24 protein-coding genes are annotated in these 20,548 nt (G+C 69.5%); 13 read left to right on the forward strand and 11 right to left on the reverse strand.

Going from position 1 to position 20,548, the window contains the following annotated elements; genetic code table 11:
* Positions 1-10: 10 nt before the first annotated feature.
* On the reverse strand, positions 11-562 hold the full coding sequence (locus VKV26_03230) for a pyridoxamine 5'-phosphate oxidase family protein (GenBank protein ID HLZ68902.1): 552 nt from the start codon (positions 560-562) through the stop codon (positions 11-13).
* 131 nt (positions 563-693) lie between these two features.
* Between VKV26_03230 and VKV26_03235 the strand changes: the two genes are divergently transcribed.
* Positions 694-1,701: a YafY family protein gene (locus tag VKV26_03235; protein HLZ68903.1), complete on the forward strand. Its 1,008-nt coding sequence runs from the start codon at positions 694-696 to the stop codon at positions 1,699-1,701.
* 76 nt (positions 1,702-1,777) lie between these two features.
* Here the strand turns inward: VKV26_03235 and VKV26_03240 are convergent, their stop codons facing one another.
* Entirely contained in the window at positions 1,778-5,053 is a 3,276-nt protein-coding gene (locus tag VKV26_03240) for a glycosyl hydrolase (protein ID HLZ68904.1), read from the reverse strand.
* Positions 5,054-5,246: 193 nt separating this feature from the next.
* On the opposite strand from VKV26_03240, the gene VKV26_03245 reads away from it, so the two are divergent.
* The 6 genes from VKV26_03245 (at position 5,247) to VKV26_03270 (ending at position 8,586) form a co-directional block, all read left to right on the forward strand.
* Positions 5,247-5,771 carry a cupin domain-containing protein gene (locus VKV26_03245; GenBank protein HLZ68905.1) on the forward strand — a complete coding sequence of 175 codons (525 nt, stop codon included), beginning with the start codon at positions 5,247-5,249 and terminating at the stop codon, positions 5,769-5,771.
* Positions 5,772-5,799: 28 nt separating this feature from the next.
* The gene (locus VKV26_03250; GenBank protein ID HLZ68906.1) at positions 5,800-6,036 is read left to right on the forward strand and encodes a carboxymuconolactone decarboxylase family protein; all 237 of its coding nucleotides are present in this window, start codon (positions 5,800-5,802) and stop codon (positions 6,034-6,036) included.
* A complete protein-coding gene (locus VKV26_03255) occupies positions 6,037-6,411 on the forward strand; it encodes a hypothetical protein (protein ID HLZ68907.1) in 375 nt (124 codons plus the stop codon).
* 79 nt (positions 6,412-6,490) lie between these two features.
* Positions 6,491-7,495: a site-specific DNA-methyltransferase gene (locus VKV26_03260; protein HLZ68908.1), complete on the forward strand. Its 1,005-nt coding sequence runs from the start codon at positions 6,491-6,493 to the stop codon at positions 7,493-7,495.
* A 5-nt stretch (positions 7,496-7,500) separates the two neighbouring features.
* Complete coding sequence (locus VKV26_03265; protein HLZ68909.1) at positions 7,501-8,259, forward strand: PaeR7I family type II restriction endonuclease; 759 nt, start codon at positions 7,501-7,503, stop codon at positions 8,257-8,259.
* Between the two features lie 99 nt (positions 8,260-8,358).
* Positions 8,359-8,586: a hypothetical protein gene (locus VKV26_03270; GenBank protein HLZ68910.1), complete on the forward strand. Its 228-nt coding sequence runs from the start codon at positions 8,359-8,361 to the stop codon at positions 8,584-8,586.
* A 37-nt stretch (positions 8,587-8,623) separates the two neighbouring features.
* On the opposite strand, the gene VKV26_03275 is transcribed toward VKV26_03270, so the two are convergent.
* Positions 8,624-9,532: a LysR substrate-binding domain-containing protein gene (locus tag VKV26_03275; GenBank protein HLZ68911.1), complete on the reverse strand. Its 909-nt coding sequence runs from the start codon at positions 9,530-9,532 to the stop codon at positions 8,624-8,626.
* Positions 9,533-9,664: 132 nt separating this feature from the next.
* On the opposite strand from VKV26_03275, the gene VKV26_03280 reads away from it, so the two are divergent.
* Positions 9,665-10,030 (forward strand): sulfite exporter TauE/SafE family protein, encoded by a 366-nt coding sequence (locus VKV26_03280; protein HLZ68912.1) that lies wholly within the window; start codon positions 9,665-9,667, stop codon positions 10,028-10,030.
* A gap of 222 nt (positions 10,031-10,252) precedes the next feature.
* Here VKV26_03280 and VKV26_03285 read toward each other — a convergent pair whose 3' ends face one another.
* From VKV26_03285 to VKV26_03305, 5 genes are all read right to left on the reverse strand, one after another.
* Complete coding sequence (locus VKV26_03285) at positions 10,253-10,537, reverse strand: ferredoxin family protein (protein HLZ68913.1); 285 nt, start codon at positions 10,535-10,537, stop codon at positions 10,253-10,255.
* Between the two features lie 167 nt (positions 10,538-10,704).
* The gene (locus VKV26_03290) at positions 10,705-11,373 is read right to left on the reverse strand and encodes an MBL fold metallo-hydrolase (GenBank protein ID HLZ68914.1); all 669 of its coding nucleotides are present in this window, start codon (positions 11,371-11,373) and stop codon (positions 10,705-10,707) included.
* Positions 11,374-11,378: 5 nt separating this feature from the next.
* On the reverse strand, positions 11,379-12,236 hold the full coding sequence (locus tag VKV26_03295) for an alpha/beta hydrolase (protein HLZ68915.1): 858 nt from the start codon (positions 12,234-12,236) through the stop codon (positions 11,379-11,381).
* 399 nt (positions 12,237-12,635) lie between these two features.
* Positions 12,636-13,523 carry a haloalkane dehalogenase gene (locus tag VKV26_03300; GenBank protein HLZ68916.1) on the reverse strand — a complete coding sequence of 296 codons (888 nt, stop codon included), beginning with the start codon at positions 13,521-13,523 and terminating at the stop codon, positions 12,636-12,638.
* 65 nt (positions 13,524-13,588) lie between these two features.
* Complete coding sequence (locus tag VKV26_03305; protein HLZ68917.1) at positions 13,589-13,711, reverse strand: hypothetical protein; 123 nt, start codon at positions 13,709-13,711, stop codon at positions 13,589-13,591.
* A 321-nt stretch (positions 13,712-14,032) separates the two neighbouring features.
* Between VKV26_03305 and VKV26_03310 the strand changes: the two genes are divergently transcribed.
* On the forward strand, positions 14,033-14,413 hold the full coding sequence (locus VKV26_03310) for a hypothetical protein (GenBank protein HLZ68918.1): 381 nt from the start codon (positions 14,033-14,035) through the stop codon (positions 14,411-14,413).
* A gap of 21 nt (positions 14,414-14,434) precedes the next feature.
* Here the strand turns inward: VKV26_03310 and VKV26_03315 are convergent, their stop codons facing one another.
* Positions 14,435-14,782 (reverse strand): cupin domain-containing protein, encoded by a 348-nt coding sequence (locus tag VKV26_03315; GenBank protein ID HLZ68919.1) that lies wholly within the window; start codon positions 14,780-14,782, stop codon positions 14,435-14,437.
* Between the two features lie 116 nt (positions 14,783-14,898).
* On the opposite strand from VKV26_03315, the gene VKV26_03320 reads away from it, so the two are divergent.
* The 4 genes from VKV26_03320 to VKV26_03335 all read left to right on the forward strand — a co-directional run bounded on the left by VKV26_03320 (position 14,899) and on the right by VKV26_03335 (position 18,209).
* Complete coding sequence (locus VKV26_03320) at positions 14,899-16,437, forward strand: 4Fe-4S dicluster domain-containing protein (protein HLZ68920.1); 1,539 nt, start codon at positions 14,899-14,901, stop codon at positions 16,435-16,437.
* Positions 16,438-16,541: 104 nt separating this feature from the next.
* A complete protein-coding gene (locus VKV26_03325) occupies positions 16,542-16,781 on the forward strand; it encodes a KTSC domain-containing protein (GenBank protein ID HLZ68921.1) in 240 nt (79 codons plus the stop codon).
* Between the two features lie 31 nt (positions 16,782-16,812).
* A complete protein-coding gene (locus VKV26_03330) occupies positions 16,813-17,175 on the forward strand; it encodes a hypothetical protein (protein HLZ68922.1) in 363 nt (120 codons plus the stop codon).
* 272 nt (positions 17,176-17,447) lie between these two features.
* Entirely contained in the window at positions 17,448-18,209 is a 762-nt protein-coding gene (locus VKV26_03335; GenBank protein ID HLZ68923.1) for a J domain-containing protein, read from the forward strand.
* A 128-nt stretch (positions 18,210-18,337) separates the two neighbouring features.
* Here VKV26_03335 and VKV26_03340 read toward each other — a convergent pair whose 3' ends face one another.
* Together VKV26_03340 and dnaA are read right to left on the reverse strand one after the other, a co-directional pair.
* Complete coding sequence (locus tag VKV26_03340) at positions 18,338-18,931, reverse strand: SET domain-containing protein-lysine N-methyltransferase (GenBank protein ID HLZ68924.1); 594 nt, start codon at positions 18,929-18,931, stop codon at positions 18,338-18,340.
* Positions 18,932-18,960: 29 nt separating this feature from the next.
* Positions 18,961-20,508 (reverse strand): chromosomal replication initiator protein DnaA, encoded by a 1,548-nt coding sequence (gene dnaA, locus VKV26_03345; protein ID HLZ68925.1) that lies wholly within the window; start codon positions 20,506-20,508, stop codon positions 18,961-18,963.
* Between the last annotated feature and the right edge of the window lie 40 nt (positions 20,509-20,548).

Genomic DNA, 20,548 nt, shown 5'->3' on the forward strand with positions numbered 1-20,548 from the left:
ACAGGTGGCCCTAGGCAACGCCCCTGATCCCGAAGCGCCAGCGCGTGGCGCTGACGGGGTAGTTCGCCTCGCGCCAGGCCTGCGCCAGGCGCGGGCGCAGGCAGTAGACGCCACTGTCGCCGCCTTCCACCTGGGCCAGGTGGAAGCCCTCGCCCGTGGCCGGGTCGATGTATTTAGCCAGGTAGGCCGCATCGCCCTTCGCCAGCAGCGCCGCGTCGCGCAGCTCCTCGACCACGCCTTCGACCATCACGGCGTCGTCGCCGCTCTCCAGGTGCATGGCGACGTGCGGATTGGCGGCGATGTTGCGCGCCTTGCGCGTGTCGCGGCCAGTGCCGAAGAGCAGCACGTCGTCCACCCACACGCCCCAGACCGGCATGGCGTGCGGCCGTCCGTCCGGGCGCGTGCTGCAGATCCAGTAGTTCTGCGCGACTTCCAGCCGGCGGCGCGCCCAGGCCCAGGGCAGCATCCCCTCCTCGCCGCTCTGAATGCCGTAGCTCTGCGGAATGCCGGGCCGGTCGCGGACGAGTTCGGGCGGCGTGGTCACGGTTTGCTGCTCGGTCATCGATCGCCCTCCTCATGCGGGCGCCGTTCCTCCGGCGCCCGCTCGCTTCAGCGTATCTGCTAAAAGATGTCAACCGATGTCTTATTTTCGCGTTATGCTGGACTCTGCGATCTCTGGAGGACCGGCCGCCGATGCGCGCCGACCGTCTGCTCTCGATCCTGCTGCTCTTGCAGGCGCAGCGCCGCCTGACCGCGCGGGCGCTGGCCGAGCGGCTGGAAGTCTCCGCCCGCACAATCCACCGCGACATGGAGGCGCTGGGCGCCGCCGGCGTGCCGGTCTACGCCGAGCGCGGCCGCGGCGGCGGCTGGGTTCTGGCGGAAGGCTACCGCATCGACGTGCCCGGCCTGAGCGAGGCGGAGGTGCAGGCGCTCTTTCTCAGCATGCCGCCCGCCGTGCTGGCCGACCTGGGCCTGCAGGGCGCTTCGGAGAGCGGCTTGATCAAGCTGCTGCTGGCGCTGCCCTCGCTGCGCCGGCACGACGCCGAGTACGCGCGGCAGCGCTTCCACGTGGACACCAGCGGCTGGCGGCGCGGCGCAGAGCCCGTGCCGCTGCTGCCGGCGCTGCAGGAGGCGGTCTGGCAGGACCGGCGTCTGGAGCTGACCTACGAGCGCGGCGACGGCGCAACGGTGCGGCGCATCGTCGATCCGCTCGGCCTCGTCGCCAAGGGGCGGGTCTGGTATCTCGTCGCCGCGGTGGAGGGAGAGCCGCGCACCTACCGCGTCTCGCGTGTGCGCGCGGCGGCGGTGCTGGCGGAGCCAGCGGTGCGGCCGCCCGGCTTCGACCTCGCCGCCCACTGGGCCGCGTCGAGCGCGACGTTCGCCGCGAACCTGCCCCGCTTTCCGGTGACGCTGCGTGTCGCGCCGGAGATGCTGGCGCGCCTGGGCAGCGTCGGCGCCTACCTGCGCCTGGAAGCGCAGGCGCCGCCAGGGGATGACGGCTGGAGCGTGCTGCGGCTCTCCTTCGAGTCCGAGGCGGAAGCGTGCGGCTACATCCTCTCCTTCGGCGCCCTGGCCGAGGCGCTTGAGCCGCCGGAGCTGCGCGGGCGCCTCGTTGCCCTGGCTCGCGACACGCTCGCCAGGTACGGCGGCAGCGCACGGGCCGCGGCCCTGCCCTCCGCTTCCGCGGCAGACGCTCCGTAAACGAAGAGCCTCTTGCGGATCGGAGAGCAGGGCCGCACAGGCGCTGAAGCCACCCGCGCCCTGCGGCCCGCGACGGTTACGCGGACCGCCCGTCGCCCGCGCCAGCGCTCGCCTTCGCCTTGTCGTCCAGCGAAGGCGGCGCCACCGGATCGAGGCTGGCGGCGCGGATGGCGGCATTCAGCTCCGCGACCTCGTTGGCCAGCAGATCGCGCAGCTTGCCCAGCTGCACCTCGAGCTGCGCCGAGAGTTCGGCGAAGACCTCGCGCGACTGCCTGGTCGGCGCGGCGTCGGCGCTGGCGATCACGGGCGGCAGGCCGGCCAGCTTCGGCACCAGCTTCGCCGGGTAGTTCAGCCGGTCCAGCGCCCCTTTCGCGCGGCTGTCGATCAGCTCCGCCTCGACTTCCGAAAGCCGCTTCTTCAGCGCCGTCGCGGCACGGCGCAGCGCCGTGCCGTTGGCGTCGCCCTGCGCCCGCGCCAGCCAGCGGTCGGCCTGGTCGCGCAGGTCGCGGATCTGGATTACGGCGCCGTTCGCCTCGGAGATGCGGTCGCGCACTTCGCTTGCGAAGGCGTACTGCGCCTCGAGGTCGGCCTGCGAGGCGGCCACGCGCGGGTCCTTGAGGATCTCGAAGGACTGCGTCTGGCTCTCGCCGTTCACGCTCAGCCGCACCTGGTAGCTGCCGGGCGGCACCGCGGGGCCGGCCACCTGCACGTCGGTCAGCGTCTCGCCGGGCAAGCGGCGGGCGTCGGCGGCGCGCAGGTTCCAGAGGAAGCGGTTGGCGCCGGCCCGTTTCGGCACGCGCAGCTCTTCCGGCGCCTCGGCCGCGGGCGCCTCGACGCCTTCCTCGCCCTCCTCGCCCTCGGCCGGCGCCTCCGCGACCGGCTGCTGCACGGCTTCGTCCGGCTTGCTGGTAAAGCTCTTCAGCTCGTTGCCCGTCGCGTCGAGGAAGGTGAGCGTGACGGGGCTCTTCGGCTCCTCTTTGAGCCAGTAGGTGACGATCACGCCGTCCGGCGGGTTCTTGCCGGCGTCGATCGGGGTGCGGATCAGCTCGCCGTGCTCCCCCTTCTTCTCGGTGAAGGTGACGGCCCAGCCGAGACCCATGTTGTAGTTCTTGCCCGGATCGGCGGGCCGGCCGGCGCCGGGCAGCGGCCGCGTGCGATATGTGGGCCGCGGCTGGAAGAGGTGCGAGGCCTTGCCGGCGATCTCGCCCGCAAGTTGCCGCAGCGGCGAGAGGTCGTCCAGCACCCAGAAGGAGCGGCCGTGCGTGGCGGCCACCAGGTCCGAGTCTTTCACCTGCAGGTCGTGCACGGGCACGGCGGGCAGGTTGCCCTGCAGCGGCTGCCACTCGTTGCCGTCGTCGAAGCTGACGTAGACGCCGCGCTCCGTGCCGCAGTAGAGCAGGCCGCGCCGGGTTGGATCCTCGCGGATCACGCGGGTGATGTCGCCGTCGCCCAGGCCATTGGTGATCGGCTGCCAGCTCTTGCCGTAGTCGCCGGTCTTGAGCAGGATCGGGCGGAAGTCGTCGAGTTTGTAGCGCGTGGCGGCGAGGTAGGCCACGGCGGCGTCGTGCGGCGAGGGCTCGATCGTGCAGATCGTGCTCCACTCGGGCAGCTCTGGCGGTGTGAGGTTCTGCCAGCTGCTGCCGTCGCGCGAGAGGTGAATCAGGCCGTCGTCGGAGCCTGCCCAGAGCAGACGGCGCTCAAGCGGCGACTCGGCCAGGGCGAAGACGGTGCAGTAGTGCTCGGCGCCGGTCGTGTCCTTGGTGATCGGCCCGCCGGAGGGGCCGAGCTTGCTGGCGTCGTTGCGGGTGAGGTCCGGGCTGATCGGCTCCCAGCTCGAGCCTTCGTCGAACGACTGGAAGACGCGCTCGCCGGTGGCGTAGAGCGTATTCGGGTCGTGCGGCGAGATCAGGATGGGGAAGGTCCACTGGAAGCGGTGCTTCAGGTCCTTGGCGCCGTAGCCGCTGTAGACCTCCGGCCAAACGGTGATGATGCGCGTCTGCGCCGTGCCGTGGTCGTAGCGCAAGAGCGAGCCGCCGCCGCCCGGCGAGCTGCCCACGGCGCCGCTGATCACGACGTTGGGGTTATCGGGCCGCACCTGGATGTGCCCGCTCTCCGAGCTGCCGACGGCGTAGCATTCGCCCCAGGGGATGGCGCCGGCGGCCGAGCGGCTGGGCACGGAGATCGCGGAGTTGTCCTGCTGCGTGCCGTAGACGCGGTAGGGAAACTGTGTGTCGATCGCGACGTGGTAGAACTGCGCGGTTGGCTGGTTGTAGATCGTGGACCAGCTGGCGCCGCCGTTGTAGCTGACGCAGGCGCCGCCGTCGTTGCCCTCGATCATGCGCTGCGGGTCGGCCGGGTCGATCCAGAGGTCGTGGTTGTCGCCGTGCGGCGTGGTCACGGGCGTGAACGTCTTGCCGCCGTCGCTGGAGCGCCACATTTTCAGATTGAGGCTGTAGACCGTCTCGGCGTCCTGCGGGTCGGCGAAGATGTGCATGTAATACCAGGGCCGCTGGCGGATGTCGCGGTCCTCGCAGACGCGCTGCCAGCTCTCGCCGGCGTCGTCCGAGCGGAACAGACCGCCCTCTTCCGCCTCGACGATCGCCCAGACGCGCCCCGCCTTCGCCGGCGAGACGGCGACCCCGATGCGGCCCTTGATCCCCTTCGGCAGGCCGGGCCTGTCGGAGAGGTCGCTCCACGTCTCGCCGCCGTCGCTGGAGCGGTAGAGGCCGGAGTCCGGCCCGCCGCTCTCCAGCGTCCAGGGCGTGCGGAGCGCCTGCCAGATGGCGGCGAAGAGCAGGCGCGGGTTGTGCGGGTCCATCGAAAGGTCGGCGGCGCCGGCGCGCTCGCTCACGAACAGCGACTGCTGCCAGCTCTTGCCGCCGTCGCTGGAGCGGAAGACGCCGCGCTCCTTGTTCGGCCCGAAGGCGTGGCCCAGCGCCGCGACGTAGACCGTGTCCGGGTCGTTGGGATGCACGCGCACGCGGCTGATGTGGCGCGTGTCGGCCAGGCCGAGGTGCTGCCAGTTGCGGCCGGCGTCGGTGGAGCGGTAGACGCCATCGCCGTGGATCACGTTGCCGCGGATGCAGGCCTCGCCCGTGCCGGCGTAGATCACGTTCGGATCGGCCTCGGAGACGGCGAGCGCGCCGACCGGCGCGGTCTTGAAGAAGCCGTCGGAGACGTTCTCCCAGTAGGTGCCGCCGTCCGTGCTCTTCCAGACGCCGCCGCCGCAGGCGCCGAAGTAGAAGGTCGCCGGCTCGGCCGGGTCGCCGGCCACGGCGACGACGCGGCCGCCGCGCGGAGGGCCGATCATCCGCCACTCCATGGTTTTGAGCAGAGCCTGGTCCACCGCCATCGCAATCCTCCCGCGTGGCTGTCTCGGCCACCGCGCAGAGAATACAATTTCCGAGTGCGATGTGGCAGCTTTCGCGCAGAATACCGAGGGGTTTCGGCACGATGGCGCGCAGTCCGGCGGCATTACGTCCGCGGCATGCCATCGGGTTCGTTGCACAGCGAGCGCGAAGGAGTCGTCTGTAGGAGGCGAGGCGATGCCGGACGGCTTCATCGTCCCACACGGAGGTGGGAGCAAAGTCGGGGCGGCTGGTTTGGAAGTGAGCGCGAAGGTAATCGCCGATCAGGCACGCAGCGCTTCAAGCTTCGAGCTGACGATCTGGCCTGGCTTCGACGTGGGCGCCCACGTGCATAGCCGGCTGGAGGAGCTGTTCTATATCGTCGAGGGCGAACTCGATCTGCTGGCGTTTGAACCGCGCGTGCGAACGGCGACGGACTGGCGGCTGTGGGAATCACACACCGGCGAGCGAGTCATACGCGGCGACCCGGGCACCTTGATGTTCGTGCCGCTTGGCTGTCCGCATGCCTTTGCGAACCCGGGCACGAGCCCGGCGCGGGTCTTCTTCCAGGCGGCGCCTCCCGGACACGAGCGTTACTTCGAGGGGCTCGGTGAGATTCTTTCTGGCGGCGGTCCTCCTGACCATGAAGCGATTGCGGAGCTGCGTCGCCGCTACGACACAGAGCAAATTACGCCGCTGGTGCCTGGTCGCATGCCGTCCTGAGCCCGGCGTCTGCGAGGTTTTCGGCACGATGGCGCGCATTCCTCTGGTCGAGTATGAAACGGCCCCACCCGAGGTCCGCGCCTTGTTCGATGCGCACGGCGGGCGGGGGCAGCGCAACGTGGCGCGGCTCTTCGCCAGCCAGGCCGACTTCCTCGCCGGCTTCTACGCCTTCGTGGACGGCCTGTACCGGCACAACGCGTTGCCGCCGCGCCTGCGCGAGCTGGCCTATCTGCGCGCCTCGCAGCTCAACGGCTGCCACTACTGAGTGCCCACGCATCTTGCGCTCGGGTCGAGCGCCGGCATCTCGGACGAAGAGCTTTCGTGGCTGAACGGCTGGGAGGCGGCGCCCGTCTTCGACGAGAGCGACCGCCTGGCGCTGCGCTACGCCGACGCACTGACCCGGGAGAACCGCGTGGACGCCGAGCTGTACGCGGCGCTCGAAGCCCGCTTTGCGCCGCGCCAATTGTTCGAGCTGTGCATGGCCGTCAGCCTCGCCGCGCTCGTCAACCGCGTACACGCGACGTTTCTGACGGACGTGGATGAGCGCACGTCCGCGCGTGTTTCGCAGCTCGAGCTTCGCGATCGACGCGCCGAGGGAGCAGACGGCGGCGGAGACAGCCGATCGTCGGCCAATGCCTAGAATCGACCACGTTGGCTCTCCATGCCGAGCGAGTGCCTTATGATCACCGTCCCTGGAGCGACGCAGTGCCCCAGACCCTATGATGGAGCAGGCTCATCGCCACAAGGGGACCGTGTTGGCGCCTGTTTGCTTCGATGACCGTTTGCTCGACAAGCTGGTGCCTGGCGAGGCGCGGGCATTGGTGAGCAAAGATAACCAGAGAGCCATTCCTGCCATCGCGAAGGATCCGACGTTACTCCGTGGAATCGAGGAGGCCATCCGATCCTTGCCTACCTCGCATGACCTGCTACTCAGTGACGGCCGGGCGATGGCTGAAATCGCGGATGCGAGCGTTCACCTCGTCGTAACGTCTCCGCCGTATTGGACGCTCAAGGAGTATGTCGACCACCCCGCGCAGCTCGGCCATGTCGATGACTACACAGACTTTTTGAGTGAGTTGGACAAGGTATGGCGTGAAGTCTATCGAGTACTTGTACCGGGCGGGCGTCTCGTCGTCGTCGTCGGCGATGTGTGCCTGCCGCGCCGTCGATTCGGCCGCCATGTGGTGTTTCCCCTGCACGCCAGTATTCAGGAACGATGCAGAGTCATTGGATTCGATAACCTCGCGCCGATCATTTGGCACAAGATCGCCAATGCAAAGCTCGAGGTCGAGAACGGCTCAAGCTTTCTTGGCAAACCGTATGAACCGAATGGCATTGTCAAGAACGATATAGAATACATCCTCTTTCAAAGGAAATCAGGCGGTTACCGTCAACCGTCCGTCCCGGCGCGCGTGCTGTCGGTGATTCCGGCGGATGCCCACAAGGAGTGGTTTCAGCAGATCTGGACGCTTGCCGGCGCGTCGACGCGGAGGCATCCGGCGCCGTTTCCGCTCTCGCTTGCTGAACGCCTTGTGCGGATGTTTTCATTCGTGGGAGATACCGTGCTCGACCCGTTCATGGGCACGGGGACGACGAATCTGGCCGCCCGCCGCTGGGGCAGGAATAGCATTGGCATGGAGATCATCGCGGAGTACTACGACATCGCGCAGCGCAGGATGGCCGCGCATGACGGTGTCCAGCTGTCACTCGCCGCGGGAGACTGATCGGCATGTTTCTCGTACCCTCGAACGTCTTCACAGATGCTGTGCGCACGTTTTGGGGAACTCGCACTGCCCAGTCCGGCGCTCAGATAGCTCGTGGGGCCACCGATCAAGGCAAACGCGGATCGGTGACGGGCGGCGCCCACCTGCACGGCTTTGCGCGGACCATCATCACGCTGCTGGTGAACATTGGCGTGAGGCCAGAGCACATTTTTGCCGCGCGTGGATCGCTTCCTGAAGACGTTGCGGTACGCAGCACTATGAGCTTGCCAGGTTTCTATCGAGCAACCAAGAACTGGGATCTATTGGTTGTCGTAGATGGAAATCTGGTAGCGGCACTTGAACTCAAGTCTCAGGTTGGGCCGTCGTTCGGGAACAATTTCAATAACCGATCTGAAGAGGCAATCGGGACGGCCGCCGATATCTGGGTGGCCTACCGCGAAGGTACATTTGGGTCGTCACCCACGCCTTGGCTTGGATACGTATTCTTGCTGGAAGACTGTGAAGCCTCTCGGCGACCGATCTTAACCATCTCGCCACACTTCGCGATCCTTCCAGAATTTGCAGGAGCGTCCTATGCCCGTCGCTACGAGTTACTGTGTCGGAAACTGGTACGCGAGCGCCAGTATAGCGCTGCGTGCTTCCTCATCTCCGACCCAACCAGGGCTGACGCAGAGCCCAACTACCTCGAACCTGCTCCGGATTTGAGTGGCGAACGCTTTCTGACGCAGTTGCTGGCACACGTTTCCGGTAGTGTTCGACCATAGCATCGCGCAGTTGGTCCTGTATGCGCGGCGGCTGAGCGCTTCCTGGTCGCGCCGTACGGCGAGAGGGAGTGGGTTAAGAACGCCCAGTCGAGCGGACGGGTGCAGCTGCGGCGTGGCAAGAGGGTTGAGACGCTCGGTCTCGTTGAGCTGCCGCTGGAAGAGGCCGCTCCGGTGTTGCAGCAGTACCTGCGCGAGACCCCGATTACGAAACAGTACTTCGACGCGCAGGCAGACTCGCCGCTCGACGCCCTCGTGCGCGAGACGCCGCGGCACCCGGTCTTTCGGCTGAGCCCTTCGCCCGGCGTCACGCACAGCGGAACGGCCTGATCCCGCGGCGGCCGCGTTTCGCTCGGACCGCGCAGGGTTACGCGCCGCGGCCGGCGCCGGCCGACGCCTGCAGCATCGCCACGAACGCCGCGGCGGCCGGCGAGGGCCGCACGCCGGCGCGCTGCAGCAGGTACCACGGCCGGCGCAGGTCCAGGCCGGCGACGCGCCAGCCACGCAGCCGGCCGGCGGCGATCTCCTCCGCCACGGCGTAGCGCGAGATGAACGAGGCGCCGAGCCCGGCGGCTGCCGCCTGCTTAATCGCCTCGATGTTGCCCAGCTCCATCGCCGGCCGCCAGGCGACGCCGCGCGCCCGCAGCCGCTCGTCGACCAGCGTGCGCGTGAAGGCGTCCGGCTCACGCGCGAGGTAGCGCAGGCGCGGCAGTTCGTCTAGGGCCAGCACGCCGTCCCTGTCGGTTCGCTCTGGTACAAAGGCCGGCGGCGTCACCAGCAGCAGCTCGTCTTCGAGCAGCGGCGTGGCGTTGAGACGGATGTCCTCCGCCAGACCTTCGACTACGCCGAGCGCCGCTTCGCCGTCGGCCACGCGCTGCGCCGCGCGGGCGCTGACATCGACATCGAGCAGCACCTCGATCGCGGGATGCCGGCGGGCGAAGGCGCCGAGCAGCGGCGGCAGCAGGTAGGTCGCCGGCGTCGGACTGGCCGCCACGCGCAGCCGGCCGCGGGCCACACCGCGCACCTCGGCCAGGGCGTGGCCCGCCTCCTCCAGCAGCGCGGTGACGCGCTCGGCGAAGGGCAGCAGCGCCTCGCCCGCGTCGGTCAGCTCGATGCGCCTCGGCAGGCGCTCGAACAGACGCAGGCCGTGCTCGCGCTCCAGCGCCTCGATCTGCTGGCTGACGGCGGACTGCGTCAGGTGCTCCGCCTCGGCGGCGCGGCTGAAGCTGCGCTGCCGCGCCACGGCGAGGAAGAGGCGCAGTTGGTGGCTGTTCATCGGCAGGTCCGAGATTCTAGAAGCACGGCTGATGCTATGCATTATTAGTACGAGTTTGTCTTATTGCCAGCCGTGCCCGACACTGAAGACACGGAGCCACGGCGCGGCGCCGGCACAGCAAGGAGCGAGAGGGTGGACGCGAACCTGGCCGCGTATGCGGCGTTGGGGCTTTCGGCGGGCGTGCTCAGCGGCATGGTCGGCATCGGCGGCGGCATCCTGATCGTGCCGGCGCTCGTCTTCCTCTTCGGCCTCACGCAGCACCAGGCACAGGGCACCACGCTGGCGCTGCTCGTGCCGCCGATCGGCTTGCTCGGCGCCTGGACGTACTACCGGCAGGGCTACGTCGATCTGCGCCTCGCCGCGCTGATCGCCGCGGGCTTCTTCTTCGGCAGCCTGCTCGGGGCGCGCTTCTCGGTCGGCCTCTCCGACCGCATGCTGGCCCGCGTCTTTGGCAGTGCCGTGGTGCTGATCGGCGCCAAGATGCTGATCGGGCGGTAAGCCGCGCCGCCGCCGGCTGCACAGCGGCGATCGCACAGTCTCCGGGAAGAGAAATGGCGGAGGCCGCTTGAACGGCCTCCGCCTCATTGGTTGTGCAGGCTGGCAAGGCGGTCCCGCAAACGGGCCGCGTATGGACGGCCGCGGCCGCAGCTTCGCGTTCCTGCCCGAGCGGCGCCGGCCCCGACGCGAGCTGCTGCGGGACCGCCGGTCGCGCGAACCCGGCTATCCGGCCAGCGCGTCCACCTTGGCGCGTGCGGCCGCCTTGTCCGTGTACCAGAGGGTGTTCACTTCGATGTAGCCCTTCTGGTCGTCGGGCACATCGTCTTCGGCGTAGATGGCGGTGACGGGACAGGCCGGCTCGCAGGCGCCGCAGTCGATGCACTCGTTCGGGTCGATGTAGAGCATCTTGTCTTCGTCGCCGTCGTCGTGGATGCAGTCCACCGGGCAGACCTCGACGCACGACTTGTCCTTGGTGCCGATGCAGGGATTGGTAATGATATAGGTCATTGCCGCTGCTCCTGAGGCTCGCGGTGCGAGCAGATTTGGGCTGCTGCCGGACTTCCTGCGGCCATCCTACAGGCGTGCGCGGCGCCATTCAACGAATTAACGAAGTGATTGCTTCGCTAATTTGGAAAAATGTTCCCTGCATCACCAGATCGTAATTGCCGGCGACGCTAGCCGCGGCCGCGCAGCTCTTGCAAAACGAAGGGGTTGGTCTGGCGCTCACGGCCGATCGTCGTTTCCAGCATGTGGCCGGGCAGCACGCGCGTCTCGTCCGGCAGCGCCAGCAGCTTCGTGATGATGCTGTCCATCTCCTGCGCATAGTCGCCGCCGGGCAGATCCGTGCGGCCGATCGAGCCCATGAACAGCGTGTCGCCGCTGAACAGCAGCTTCGCGTCGGGCTGGTAATAGCTGAGGCTGCCGCGCGTGTGGCCCGGCGTGTGCAGCACCTGCAACCGCACACCGGCGACCTCGACCACGTCGCCGTCGGCGGGCGCGGCGTCGGGTGCGGGCGGCGGCTCGACACGCATGCGCAGCATGCGCTCGGCCTGGCCGGCGGCCTGCGCGGCCAGCGCGTGGTCCTCGGCGTGCAGCAGGAAACGGGCGCCGCTTGCGGCCTGCACGCCGCGCACGCCGAGGATGTGGTCGATGTGCGCGTGCGAGTTGGCGATCAGCTTGATCGTCACGCCCAGCTCGCGGGCCAGCGCCAGGATCTCGTCCGGCTGGTCGCCGGGGTCGATGCAGATCGCCTCACCCGTGCGGCGCGAGCCGATCACCCAGCAGTTCTCTTGAAAGACGCCGACGACGATGCCGCCGACCAGCAGCTCGTTGGCGACCTCCATCGGTGCTACGCCTCCCCGCGCAGGAACGGCAGCAGGATGGTGAGAAACGCGTCGAGCTGGTCGTGGTGCACCCAGTGGCCGGCGTCCGCGATCTGCACGGAGCGGTACTGGTGGAAGGCGCTGGCCTTGCCGTCCGTCTCCGGGTCTTTGGCCCAGGACTTGTCGCCGCGGATCAGCAGCACGGGGCAGCGGATCTGGTTCCACAGCTCGCGCGCGTCGTGCAGCGCGAACTCGTAGGGCGAGTGCATGCGCACGTAGTTGTCGAACTTCCAGGTGTAGGACCCGTCCTCGTGGCGGCGCACGCCGTGCTCGGCCAGGTGTTGCGCCATGTCGGGCGTCAGGTGCGGGTTCGCCTCCTGCATGCGCTGCACGGCGTCTTGCAGCGCGCGGTAGGGGCGCGGCCGGCGCTGCTCGAAGTCGCGCACCTGCTCGATCCATTCCGCCATGCGCAGGTGCGCCGGCCGCGGCTCGCGCACGCCCGGCCCCAGCCCTTCGACGGCGGCCACGCGCGTGACGTTGCTGGGAAAGGTGCCGGCGTACTGCAGCACGATCGCGCCGCCCAGCGAGTGACCGACCAGCGGCAGCGGCCCGCGGTCCAGGTGATCGACGAAGGCGGCGACGTCCGCCGTGAACTCCGGCAGGCTGTACATGCTGCCGAAGGCCCAGTCGCTGTCGCCGTGGCCGCGCAGATCGACGGCGTAGACGGCGTATTCGGGGAGGAGCGCCGCGGCCACGAAGTCCCAGTTGCGCGCATGATCGCGGCCGCCGTGCACCAGCAGCACCGGTAGCTTGGTCTCGTCGCCCCAGACGACGTAGTTGAGCCGCAGGCGCTGCGAGGTGTAGCTGCGCGCGATCGGTTCCATTGCCACAGTGTGCGGGCGAGCGGCGCATGTGGCAAGCGCGGCGCTCTGGCGCGCCGCATCGCCCCGGCGAGGGTGCGGCTCGCGGGGCGATGGCGGTCTGTCCGTCGCGCTTACAGCGGGCGGATGTGGATGGGCGCCGGCTCGAACGGCCCGTACGGGAAGGGGAAGGGATACGGGTACGGGAAGGGGAACGGATACGGGTACGGGAACGGGTACGGCAACGGGCGCATGGTGGCCTCCTCATCATGCTGGGCCGGGAGAACGTCTCCCGCGTCTCCTTCAGCATGCCGGAGGTTGCACACGGCGTCTGCGAGGCAGCGTATCCGTCCGCGGCCGCGAAGCTGGCCGCGGGCGATATCCAGCATCACAGCCGGAATGTGAAGCGCCCCACACGGCGGCTCAGAGCGCTGCGTACCAGCGCGCGAGCGCCTCGCCGATGCCGTGCGGGTTGTCCTCCTGAAGGAAATGCAGGCCCGGCCCGAGATCGGCCGTCGTCAGGTTCTTGAGGCTCTGGCGGCACCACGCGACCAGCGGCGCGCCGAGCGTGACGCCGGGCGTGGCGTGGAGCAGCAGCTTCGGCAGCTCCGTTTGCTGCAGCCAGGCGTTGTAGGCGGCCACGGCGGCGGCCACGTCTGCCGGCTCGCCGGCGATCGGGATCTCGTTCGGCCAGCGCCAGAGCGGCGTGCGGCTGGCCGGATCGGTGAACGGCTGGCGGTAGCGGTTCATCTCCTCCTCGCTCAGCCCGCGCAGCACACCGCCGGGCAGCACCTGCTCCACGAACACGTTCTGGTTGACGCTCAGCTCCCAGCCGGCCTCCGGCGTGCGGAACGCCTGGAACAGGGTGCGGACCTCGTCCGGCAGCAGCTCCCAGCCCGGCAAGGGCATGAGGATCGCCTCCATGAAGGCGAGCGCCCGCACGTTCGCCACGTTGCGGCTGGCGTAGTGAAAGCCCAGGGCGCTGCCCCAGTCGTGCAGGACGAGGGTGAGGTTGCGCAGCCCCAGCGCCGCGATGAAGCCCTCGACGTAGCGCACGTGGTCGAAGAAGCGGTACTCGCTCCGCGGCTTCTCGGATTTGCCCATGCCGGCGAGGTCCAGCGCGAGGCAGCGGCCCTGCGCCGTGAGATGGGGGATGACATTGCGCCAGAGATAGCACGAGGTCGGGTTGCCGTGCAGGAAGAGGATTGGCTCCCCCGCGCCTTCGTCGATGTAATGCAGTTTGGTGCCCGCAACCTCGACGTAGTGCGACGCGTACGGAAAGGCCGGAGAGATCGCCGGTTCGGATGTCATGGCTCGGTGCCTCCTGCGGAGACGCGGTGCTGGTGACGCCCGGCAGCGCCGGCGCCACGGCGCCTCTACTCAGACGACGAACGAGCGGGCGGCAAATCGACAAGAATCGCGTCGGGATGGACGAGGGCGCGCACGATCGCGCTCTCGCGCGTGCAGCGCGCCCCGCGCTGCCGGAGATCCACGCTCACATCAGCGCTCCCGGCCGTCGGCGCTTACGCGTCGTACAGGCGACACGGTTACGGCTCCTGGGCGGCTGCCCGCGCGATTCGAGGCCCGACGGCTAGCCGTCACCGAGCGCCGGCGTCGGCATCACTATGCTTCGCTGAGGGTTCATTCTGATCCATCCCTTTGTCTTCTTACATGCGGTGCGCCGACCTGCGGTCCGCTCCGTGGCTTGCAATCTGCTCACAAACGCGCGGATGTGTTCTGCTGCCGCCGGTGGCGGCGCGTATACTCCATATGGTCTTTGGCTTCTGGCTTTGGGGATGTGGTGCGGGGAGGGGATAGCCATGGGGAAGACCCTGTTGCGGACGGCACTGCTCGCTTCCAGCCTGCTCGTGGCGGTCTTTGTCGTCGGTGCATTCAGCAGCGGCACGGCGCACGCGCAAACCGGCGTCACCTGTGTGCAAAACCCGTTCACCGGCGTGGTCACCTGCTTCCAGACCGTCAATCCGTTCACGCCGGCGCAGACCCAGTCGCCGGTGCCCGGCTGCACCTTCGACGCCTTCGGCGACCTGCTCTGCGCGAACGGCGCCTCGCCGTTTGCGCCGGCGCAGCCGCTTCTCGTCGCCCAGCAGCAGCCCGTGGTCTTCGTGCAGCAGCCGTTCTTCCCCTTCGTCTTGCCGCCCGGCTGCTTCTTCACGATCTTCGGCACGATCATCTGCATCTGACGTGGCACGGCGCGGACGGCTTCAGACGGGCATCAGGCCGCCGCGCCGGCGATGGCAGGTGAGATAGGCGAAGGGGCCGCCCGCGCTGCGGATGGCCCGGCGCGCCCCCAGCGGCACCAGGCAGAGCTGCCCGGCGCCGAACGGCCGCGCTACGCCCTCGATCTCCAGCACGCCCTGGCCGGCGATGCCCAGCAGCAGCACGTCCAGCTCGGCGTTGACGTGCTCCGGCACACCGCGTCCGGCATCGAAACGCACGAGATTGACGTTCAGGTCGCCGCTGCTCAGCGAGAAGGCGGGGCCGTCCGGCCCGCGATCCGCCGCCAGCCGCTCGGCCAGCGTCACGATCGCCGGAAGCTGCGGCGCCGTCATTACTGTGCCTCCTCCGGATAGACTCCATGGGCGCGGCGCAGACCATGCCCGCTGCCCCATACCCTCTGCCCTGCCCCTTCGCGTATGCTCGGAAGCACCCCCCGCGGAGGCACGGCGTGCGCTACGGCTTCGTCATCGACCAGACCCGCTGCATCGGCTGCCACGCCTGCACGGTGGCCTGCAAGGCCGAGCATAACGTGCCCGTCGGCGTCTTCCGCACCTGGGTGCAGTACGTCGAGCGCGGGCGCTTTCCCGATACCTCGCGCCACTTCGCCGTGCTGCGCTGCAACCACTGCGACAACGCGCCCTGCACCACGATCTGCCCCACGCGGGCGCTCTACCGCCGCGCCGACGGCATCGTCGACTTCGACAACAGCCGTTGCATCGGCTGCAAAGCCTGCATGCAGGCCTGCCCCTACGACGCGATCTATCTCGATCCCAACACGCACACGGCGGCGAAGTGCAACTACTGCGCCCACCGCACCGAACGCGGGCTGGAGCCGGCCTGCGTGGTCGTCTGCCCGGTGAACGCGATCATCCCCGGCGACCTTGACGACCCGGAGAGCCGCATCGCGCAGATCGTGGGGCGGCAGAAAGTCGCCGTGCGCAAGCCGGAGCAGGGCACGCGGCCCAAGCTGTTCTACGTCGGCGTGGACGAGATCGCGCTGCAGCCCGGCGCCCTGCGCGACGACGGCGCTTATCTCTGGGCCGAGCGCCCGGCCGCCGCGCCGATTCCCATCCAGCCCGCCCCGTCCGCCTACGGCACGGCCGCGGGCGCCGTCGGCCGCAAGGTCTACGACGTGACACACGCCAAGCCCTGGGGCTGGAAGGTCGCGGCGTACCTCTGGACGAAGGGCGTGGGCGCGGGCGCGGCGCTGGTCGCCGCCTTCCTGCTCGCCTTCGGCTTGCTGCCGCGCTCCTGGCTGCTGGACGGCGCGGCGCCGGCGCTGGCCGTCGTCTTCACCGCGCTGACGGCCGGGCTGCTGGTCTGGGATCTGAAGCGGCCGGAGCGCTTCCTCTACCTGCTGCTCAAGCCCAATCCGGGTTCGTGGCTGGTGCGCGGCGCCTGGTGTCTGATCGCCTTCGGCGGTTTCGCCGGCCTCTGGTTCCTGCTGAACCTGGCCGGGGCGCGCGGCGCCCTGCCCGTCTTCTGGTGGCTGAGCGGGCTGAGCGCGATCGCGGCCGCGGGCTACACCGGCTTTCTCTTCGGGCAGGCAGAAGGGCGCGACCTCTGGCAGAGCACCCTCTTCCTGCCGCACCTGATCGCCGCCGCCGTCGCGGGCGGGGCGGCGCTGCTGATCATCGCCGCGTTGCTCGGTGGCGAGGGGCGCGAGACGCTGCTGCCGCTGGCGCGTGCGCTGGCGCTGGGCGCGCTGGCCACCGGCCTGTTGGCGCTGGCGGAGGCCGTGAGCCGTCATGCCACGGCCGATGCGGCCCGCGCCGCGCACGAGCTGGCCTTCGGCCGCTTCCGCCGCTGGTTCTGGCTCGGCGCCGTGCTCTGCGGCGCGGCCCTGCCGCTGCTGGCGGCGCTGCTCTACCTCTCGGCAGGCGCCGCGGGCGCGCTGCTGGCCATCGGGGCGCTGGCGGCGCTCGCCGGCCTCGCCGCCTTCGAGTGGGCCTGGGTGGAGGCCGGCCAGGTGGTGCCGCTGAGCTGACGCCGCGCCCTCGCCCGCACGGTGTATGCGCAGCCGCCCGCGGCAGCCGACACTGGAAGCGGGCGCCGCGCACCACGGCGCGGCAGCCGCACGGAGCGATCGGCATGCGACGGCAACCAGTTACCTCAGAGAGTCTGAAATCGGTCGGTTTCCAGCCCGCCGGCGGCGTGCTCGAGGTCGAGTTCAACAACGGCCACGTTTACCGCTATCTGCGCGTGCCGCGGCGCGTCTATCAGGGATTGCTGCGGGCGCCGTCGCTCGGCGTCTACTTTAACGAGTGCATCAAGAGCGACTACACCTACACTCCCGTGCCCGCGCCGGCCTACGCCGGGCAGGAGGGCTGAGCGCCACGCCCGGCCGCCATACAATCGGCGCATGAGTGAGCAACCGCCGCGACCACCGCTCTCCCAGGCAACGCTCGCGGAGGCGATCGCCGCCTTCGACGCGGGCAACCACGCCTGGGGCCGCTTCCGGCACTTCGTGCTGCCAACGGCGCCGGCGGCGCTGGCCGTCTCCACCGCGTCCGTGCGCGAGGCGCTGAGCGAGGCGGCGATCTGCGTGCCCGACACCCGGCCGGGCGAGCACCAGGCGCTGCTGGCCGCGCTGCGGCAGACGCGCGAGCGGCTGGACGCTTACGCCGCGGCGCTGCCCGCCGCGGTGCCGCGCACGGAGCTGGACCAGGCCGCCGAGGATTTTGGCGAAGCGATCGCGCTGCTGGAGGGCCAGGGGGCGGCGTAGCGCCGTGAGCCCTCATCCCCCAGCCCCTTCCCCCAATACTAGGGGAAGGGGAGATCATGGCGCGGGGGTCCGGGGCTGAAGGCGAAACGCTGCGGGCGCCGGTCAGGGTGCACCCCGCGTGTCCTTCGCGGCAGCAGCCTTGCCACACGGCGCTTGACTCACCCGACTCGGCTCCGGAACCCCCGCCGCAGGATCGCCCTTCCCCAGGATTGGGGGAAGGGACGGGGATGAGGGCCGAAGCCTGTCGTACGATGGAGGCGAGGTGAGGCCGGGTGGAGAACCTGTACGCGATTCTGGGGGTCGAGACCTCGGCGTCGGCCGAGGAGATCCGGGCGGCCTACCGCTCACTGGCGCAGCGCTTTCACCCGGACCATAACCCGCATGACCTGGCGGCGGCGCAGCGCATGCAGGAGATCAACGAGGCGTTCGCGGTGCTGAACGCGCCGGAGCGGCGCCGCGCCTACGACGCGACGCTGGCGGCAGCGGCGCCCGCCAACGGCGCCACGCCCGCGCACGGCGCCGGCCGCGGGCAGCGGCCCTACTTCCGCGGCAACAACTGGGGGCTGCACGAGGGCGCCGAGGCGCCGCCCGAGCACATCGTGCGCGCCGCGCCCGGCGCCTTCAACCTCGCCGTCATCAGCGTGGAGCGGCCGCCGGCGCGCATTGTCACCCTGCACAGCGACGCGCCCTTTGCCGTGACGCTGCGCGCGACCTGCTCGCCCTGGCTGGAGGTGTCGCGGCCGGAGCTGGAGATGCCGCGGCGGGGCAGCGTCGATCTGACGATCGCGGTGACATCGGAAGCGGCGCGCGAGCTGCGCGGCTGGCGCGATGGCGGCGTCTCCTTCATCAGCGACGACCCGCGCGTCTACGCCCCCGACGTGCGCGTGACGACGATCTTCATGGCGCAGGGCCCCGTGACGGCGGCGCAGGCCCGGCCGCAGGACGAGCTGGCCCGCGAGCGGCGCGAGGACGACCTGCGCGCGGCGAGCACGGAGGAGCCGCGCGGCTGGCTGCGGCGGCTGTTCGGCGGCTGAGCGCGGCCTCATTCAAAGTCTCCGACGGTCGCGCTGCGCTCTGGCCCTGGCCCCCTCTCCAGGAACTGGAGAGGGGGGAAGCTGTAGATTGAGTTGTTTGGAGAGACCGAGGACCGCCCTCCTATTCTCTATTCCCTGTTCCCTGATCCGGGCAGCTTCGCCAGCAGGTAGGCGGAGAGATAGGAGCCGTAGCGGGCCTGAAGCTCGGGGCGGCGCCAGTCGCGGCCGCCGATCGTGCCGCGGCAGCTTGCTCTGCCGCAGCGGCAGGTCAACTCGCCGTCTTCGTCGTCGATCATGGCGTAGTCGCTTGTCAGCTCCTCGCCGGCCGCGATCGGGCGCATAGCGACGAAGAGCACGTTGCCGCGTACGCCGACGTTCGGCTCGCAGGAGTGGTTGAGGAAGAGCATCACGCGCTCGACCTCTTCGGGCAGAAGTGGCGCGAGAAAGGCGTCGTCCGCGATCTGGATGTAGGAGTCGCCGATCAGCGCGGCTTTGGCGTCGAGCGTGGCGCGGTCGATGATGTGCCCGCCCTTGATCGCGACCAACTCGCCCGCGGCGATCGGCGCGACGGCGCACAGCCCGCGGCCTTCGATGCCGCTGCGCCGGCCCTTCGCCGTCTTCGGCGATGTCCATGATGAGGCAAGCGGCGTGGTCTCACCCCCTGGCCCCCTCTCCGGGAACTGGAGAGGGGTAGGCAGGAAGTAGTTCGTTTGAAGAGGAATCGCTCCTTCTAATCCCTGTTCCCTACTTCCTAACCCCTGTTCCCTAGCGCGGCGCGGAGGTCGGCGAGCTGCTGGCGCAGCTCGGGGTCGAGCAGGCGGGCGTCTTCGATCTTCTTGCTGCCGTACATCACCGTCGTGTGGTCGCGCTTGCCGAGGATGCGGCCGATCTCGGTCAGCGGCCGGCCGGCGTCCTCGCGCAGCAGGTACATCGCGATCTGGCGGGCGTGGGCAATGCGTTTGTCGCGCCCCTGGCCGGCGAGCTGCGTCTGCTTCACACCGTAGTACTCGGCCACGGCGTCGAGGATCTCCTCGGGCTGCGGGGCGCGGCGGCGCGTGGCGGCGGGCGCCTCGCCCAGCGCCTTCAGGGCCAGGTCAAGCGTGATCGCGCCGCCGGTCAGGTCGGCGTACGCGATCACGCGGTTGAGCGAGCCTTCCAGCTCGCGCACGTTCTCGCGGTTGCGGTCCGCGATGAAGACCAGCACGTCTTCCGGCACGCCGCGGCCGGAGACGTGCGCCTTCTCCTGCAGGATCGCCAGCCGCGTCTCCGGGCTGGGCGGCTGGATGTCGGCGATCAGCCCCCACTCGAAGCGCGAGATCAGCCGGTCTTGCAGGCCGGTCACCTTCTTCGGCGGCTGGTCCGAAGTGAGCACGATCTGGCGGCCGTGCGCGTGCATGTCGTTGAATGTATGGAAGAACTCTTCCATCGTTCCCTCTTTGCCGGCGATAAACTGGATGTCGTCGATCAGCAAGAGGTCGGCGCTGCGGTAGCGGCTGCGAAACTCCTCGTTGCGGCCGGAGCGGATCGCGGCCACCATGTCGTTGGTGAACTGCTCGGAGGTGACGTAGATCACGCGCAGGCCGCGGGCGAGCAGCGCGTGGCCCATAGCGTGCAGCAGGTGTGTCTTGCCCAGGCCCACGCCGCCGTAGAGAAAGACGGGGTTGTAGGTCTGGCCGGGACGCTCGCAGGCGCCGACGCAGGCGGCGAGCGCCAGGCGGTTGTTGTCGCCCTCCACGAAGGTCTCGAAGGTGTAGCGCTCGTTCAGCCGCGGCGGCGCGTAGGGCGCATCGGTGTAGGTGTCGCGCAGGCGGCCGCCGTCGCCGGCGCCGAAGAGGCTGCTCGCCGGCTCGGAGGCCGGCTGCGCGGCCGTGCCAGCAGCAAGCGGCGCCGGCTGAGCTGGACCGGGCGCGCCCAGCACTTCGAAGGTCACGTCGAGCGGCTCGCCCGCAATCTGGGCCAGCGCCTGGCGGATGGTGGGGCGTAGCTTCAGCGCCAGGTACTCGGTGGCGAAGTCCGAAGGCGCGGCTACGGTCAGCATGCCGGCGGCGAGGCGCAGGCCCTGCGTCTCGCGCAGGAACATCTCGTAGATCGGCTGCGTCACCTGCATCTGCAACTGGCCGAGGGCGGCCTGCCAGAGCTGCGGCACGGCCGGCGCCTCGCCGCCGGCACCGTCGCGCACGGCGTTCGTCGTACCGCTCTGCATGCCGGCGTCGCCGAAGTCGGCATCGCTGAGCAGGCGCGGGCGCGCGGGCGCCGGCCGCGGCTCCTCGCCTGCGTCGTCGTAGCGGCGCTGCTGCATGCGCGTCCTCGTCGCTTCGCCGGAAGCGTTGTTATAGCGT

It is taken from the genome of Dehalococcoidia bacterium (assembly GCA_035310145.1).
GTDB lineage: Bacteria > Chloroflexota > Dehalococcoidia > CAUJGQ01 > CAUJGQ01 > CALFMN01.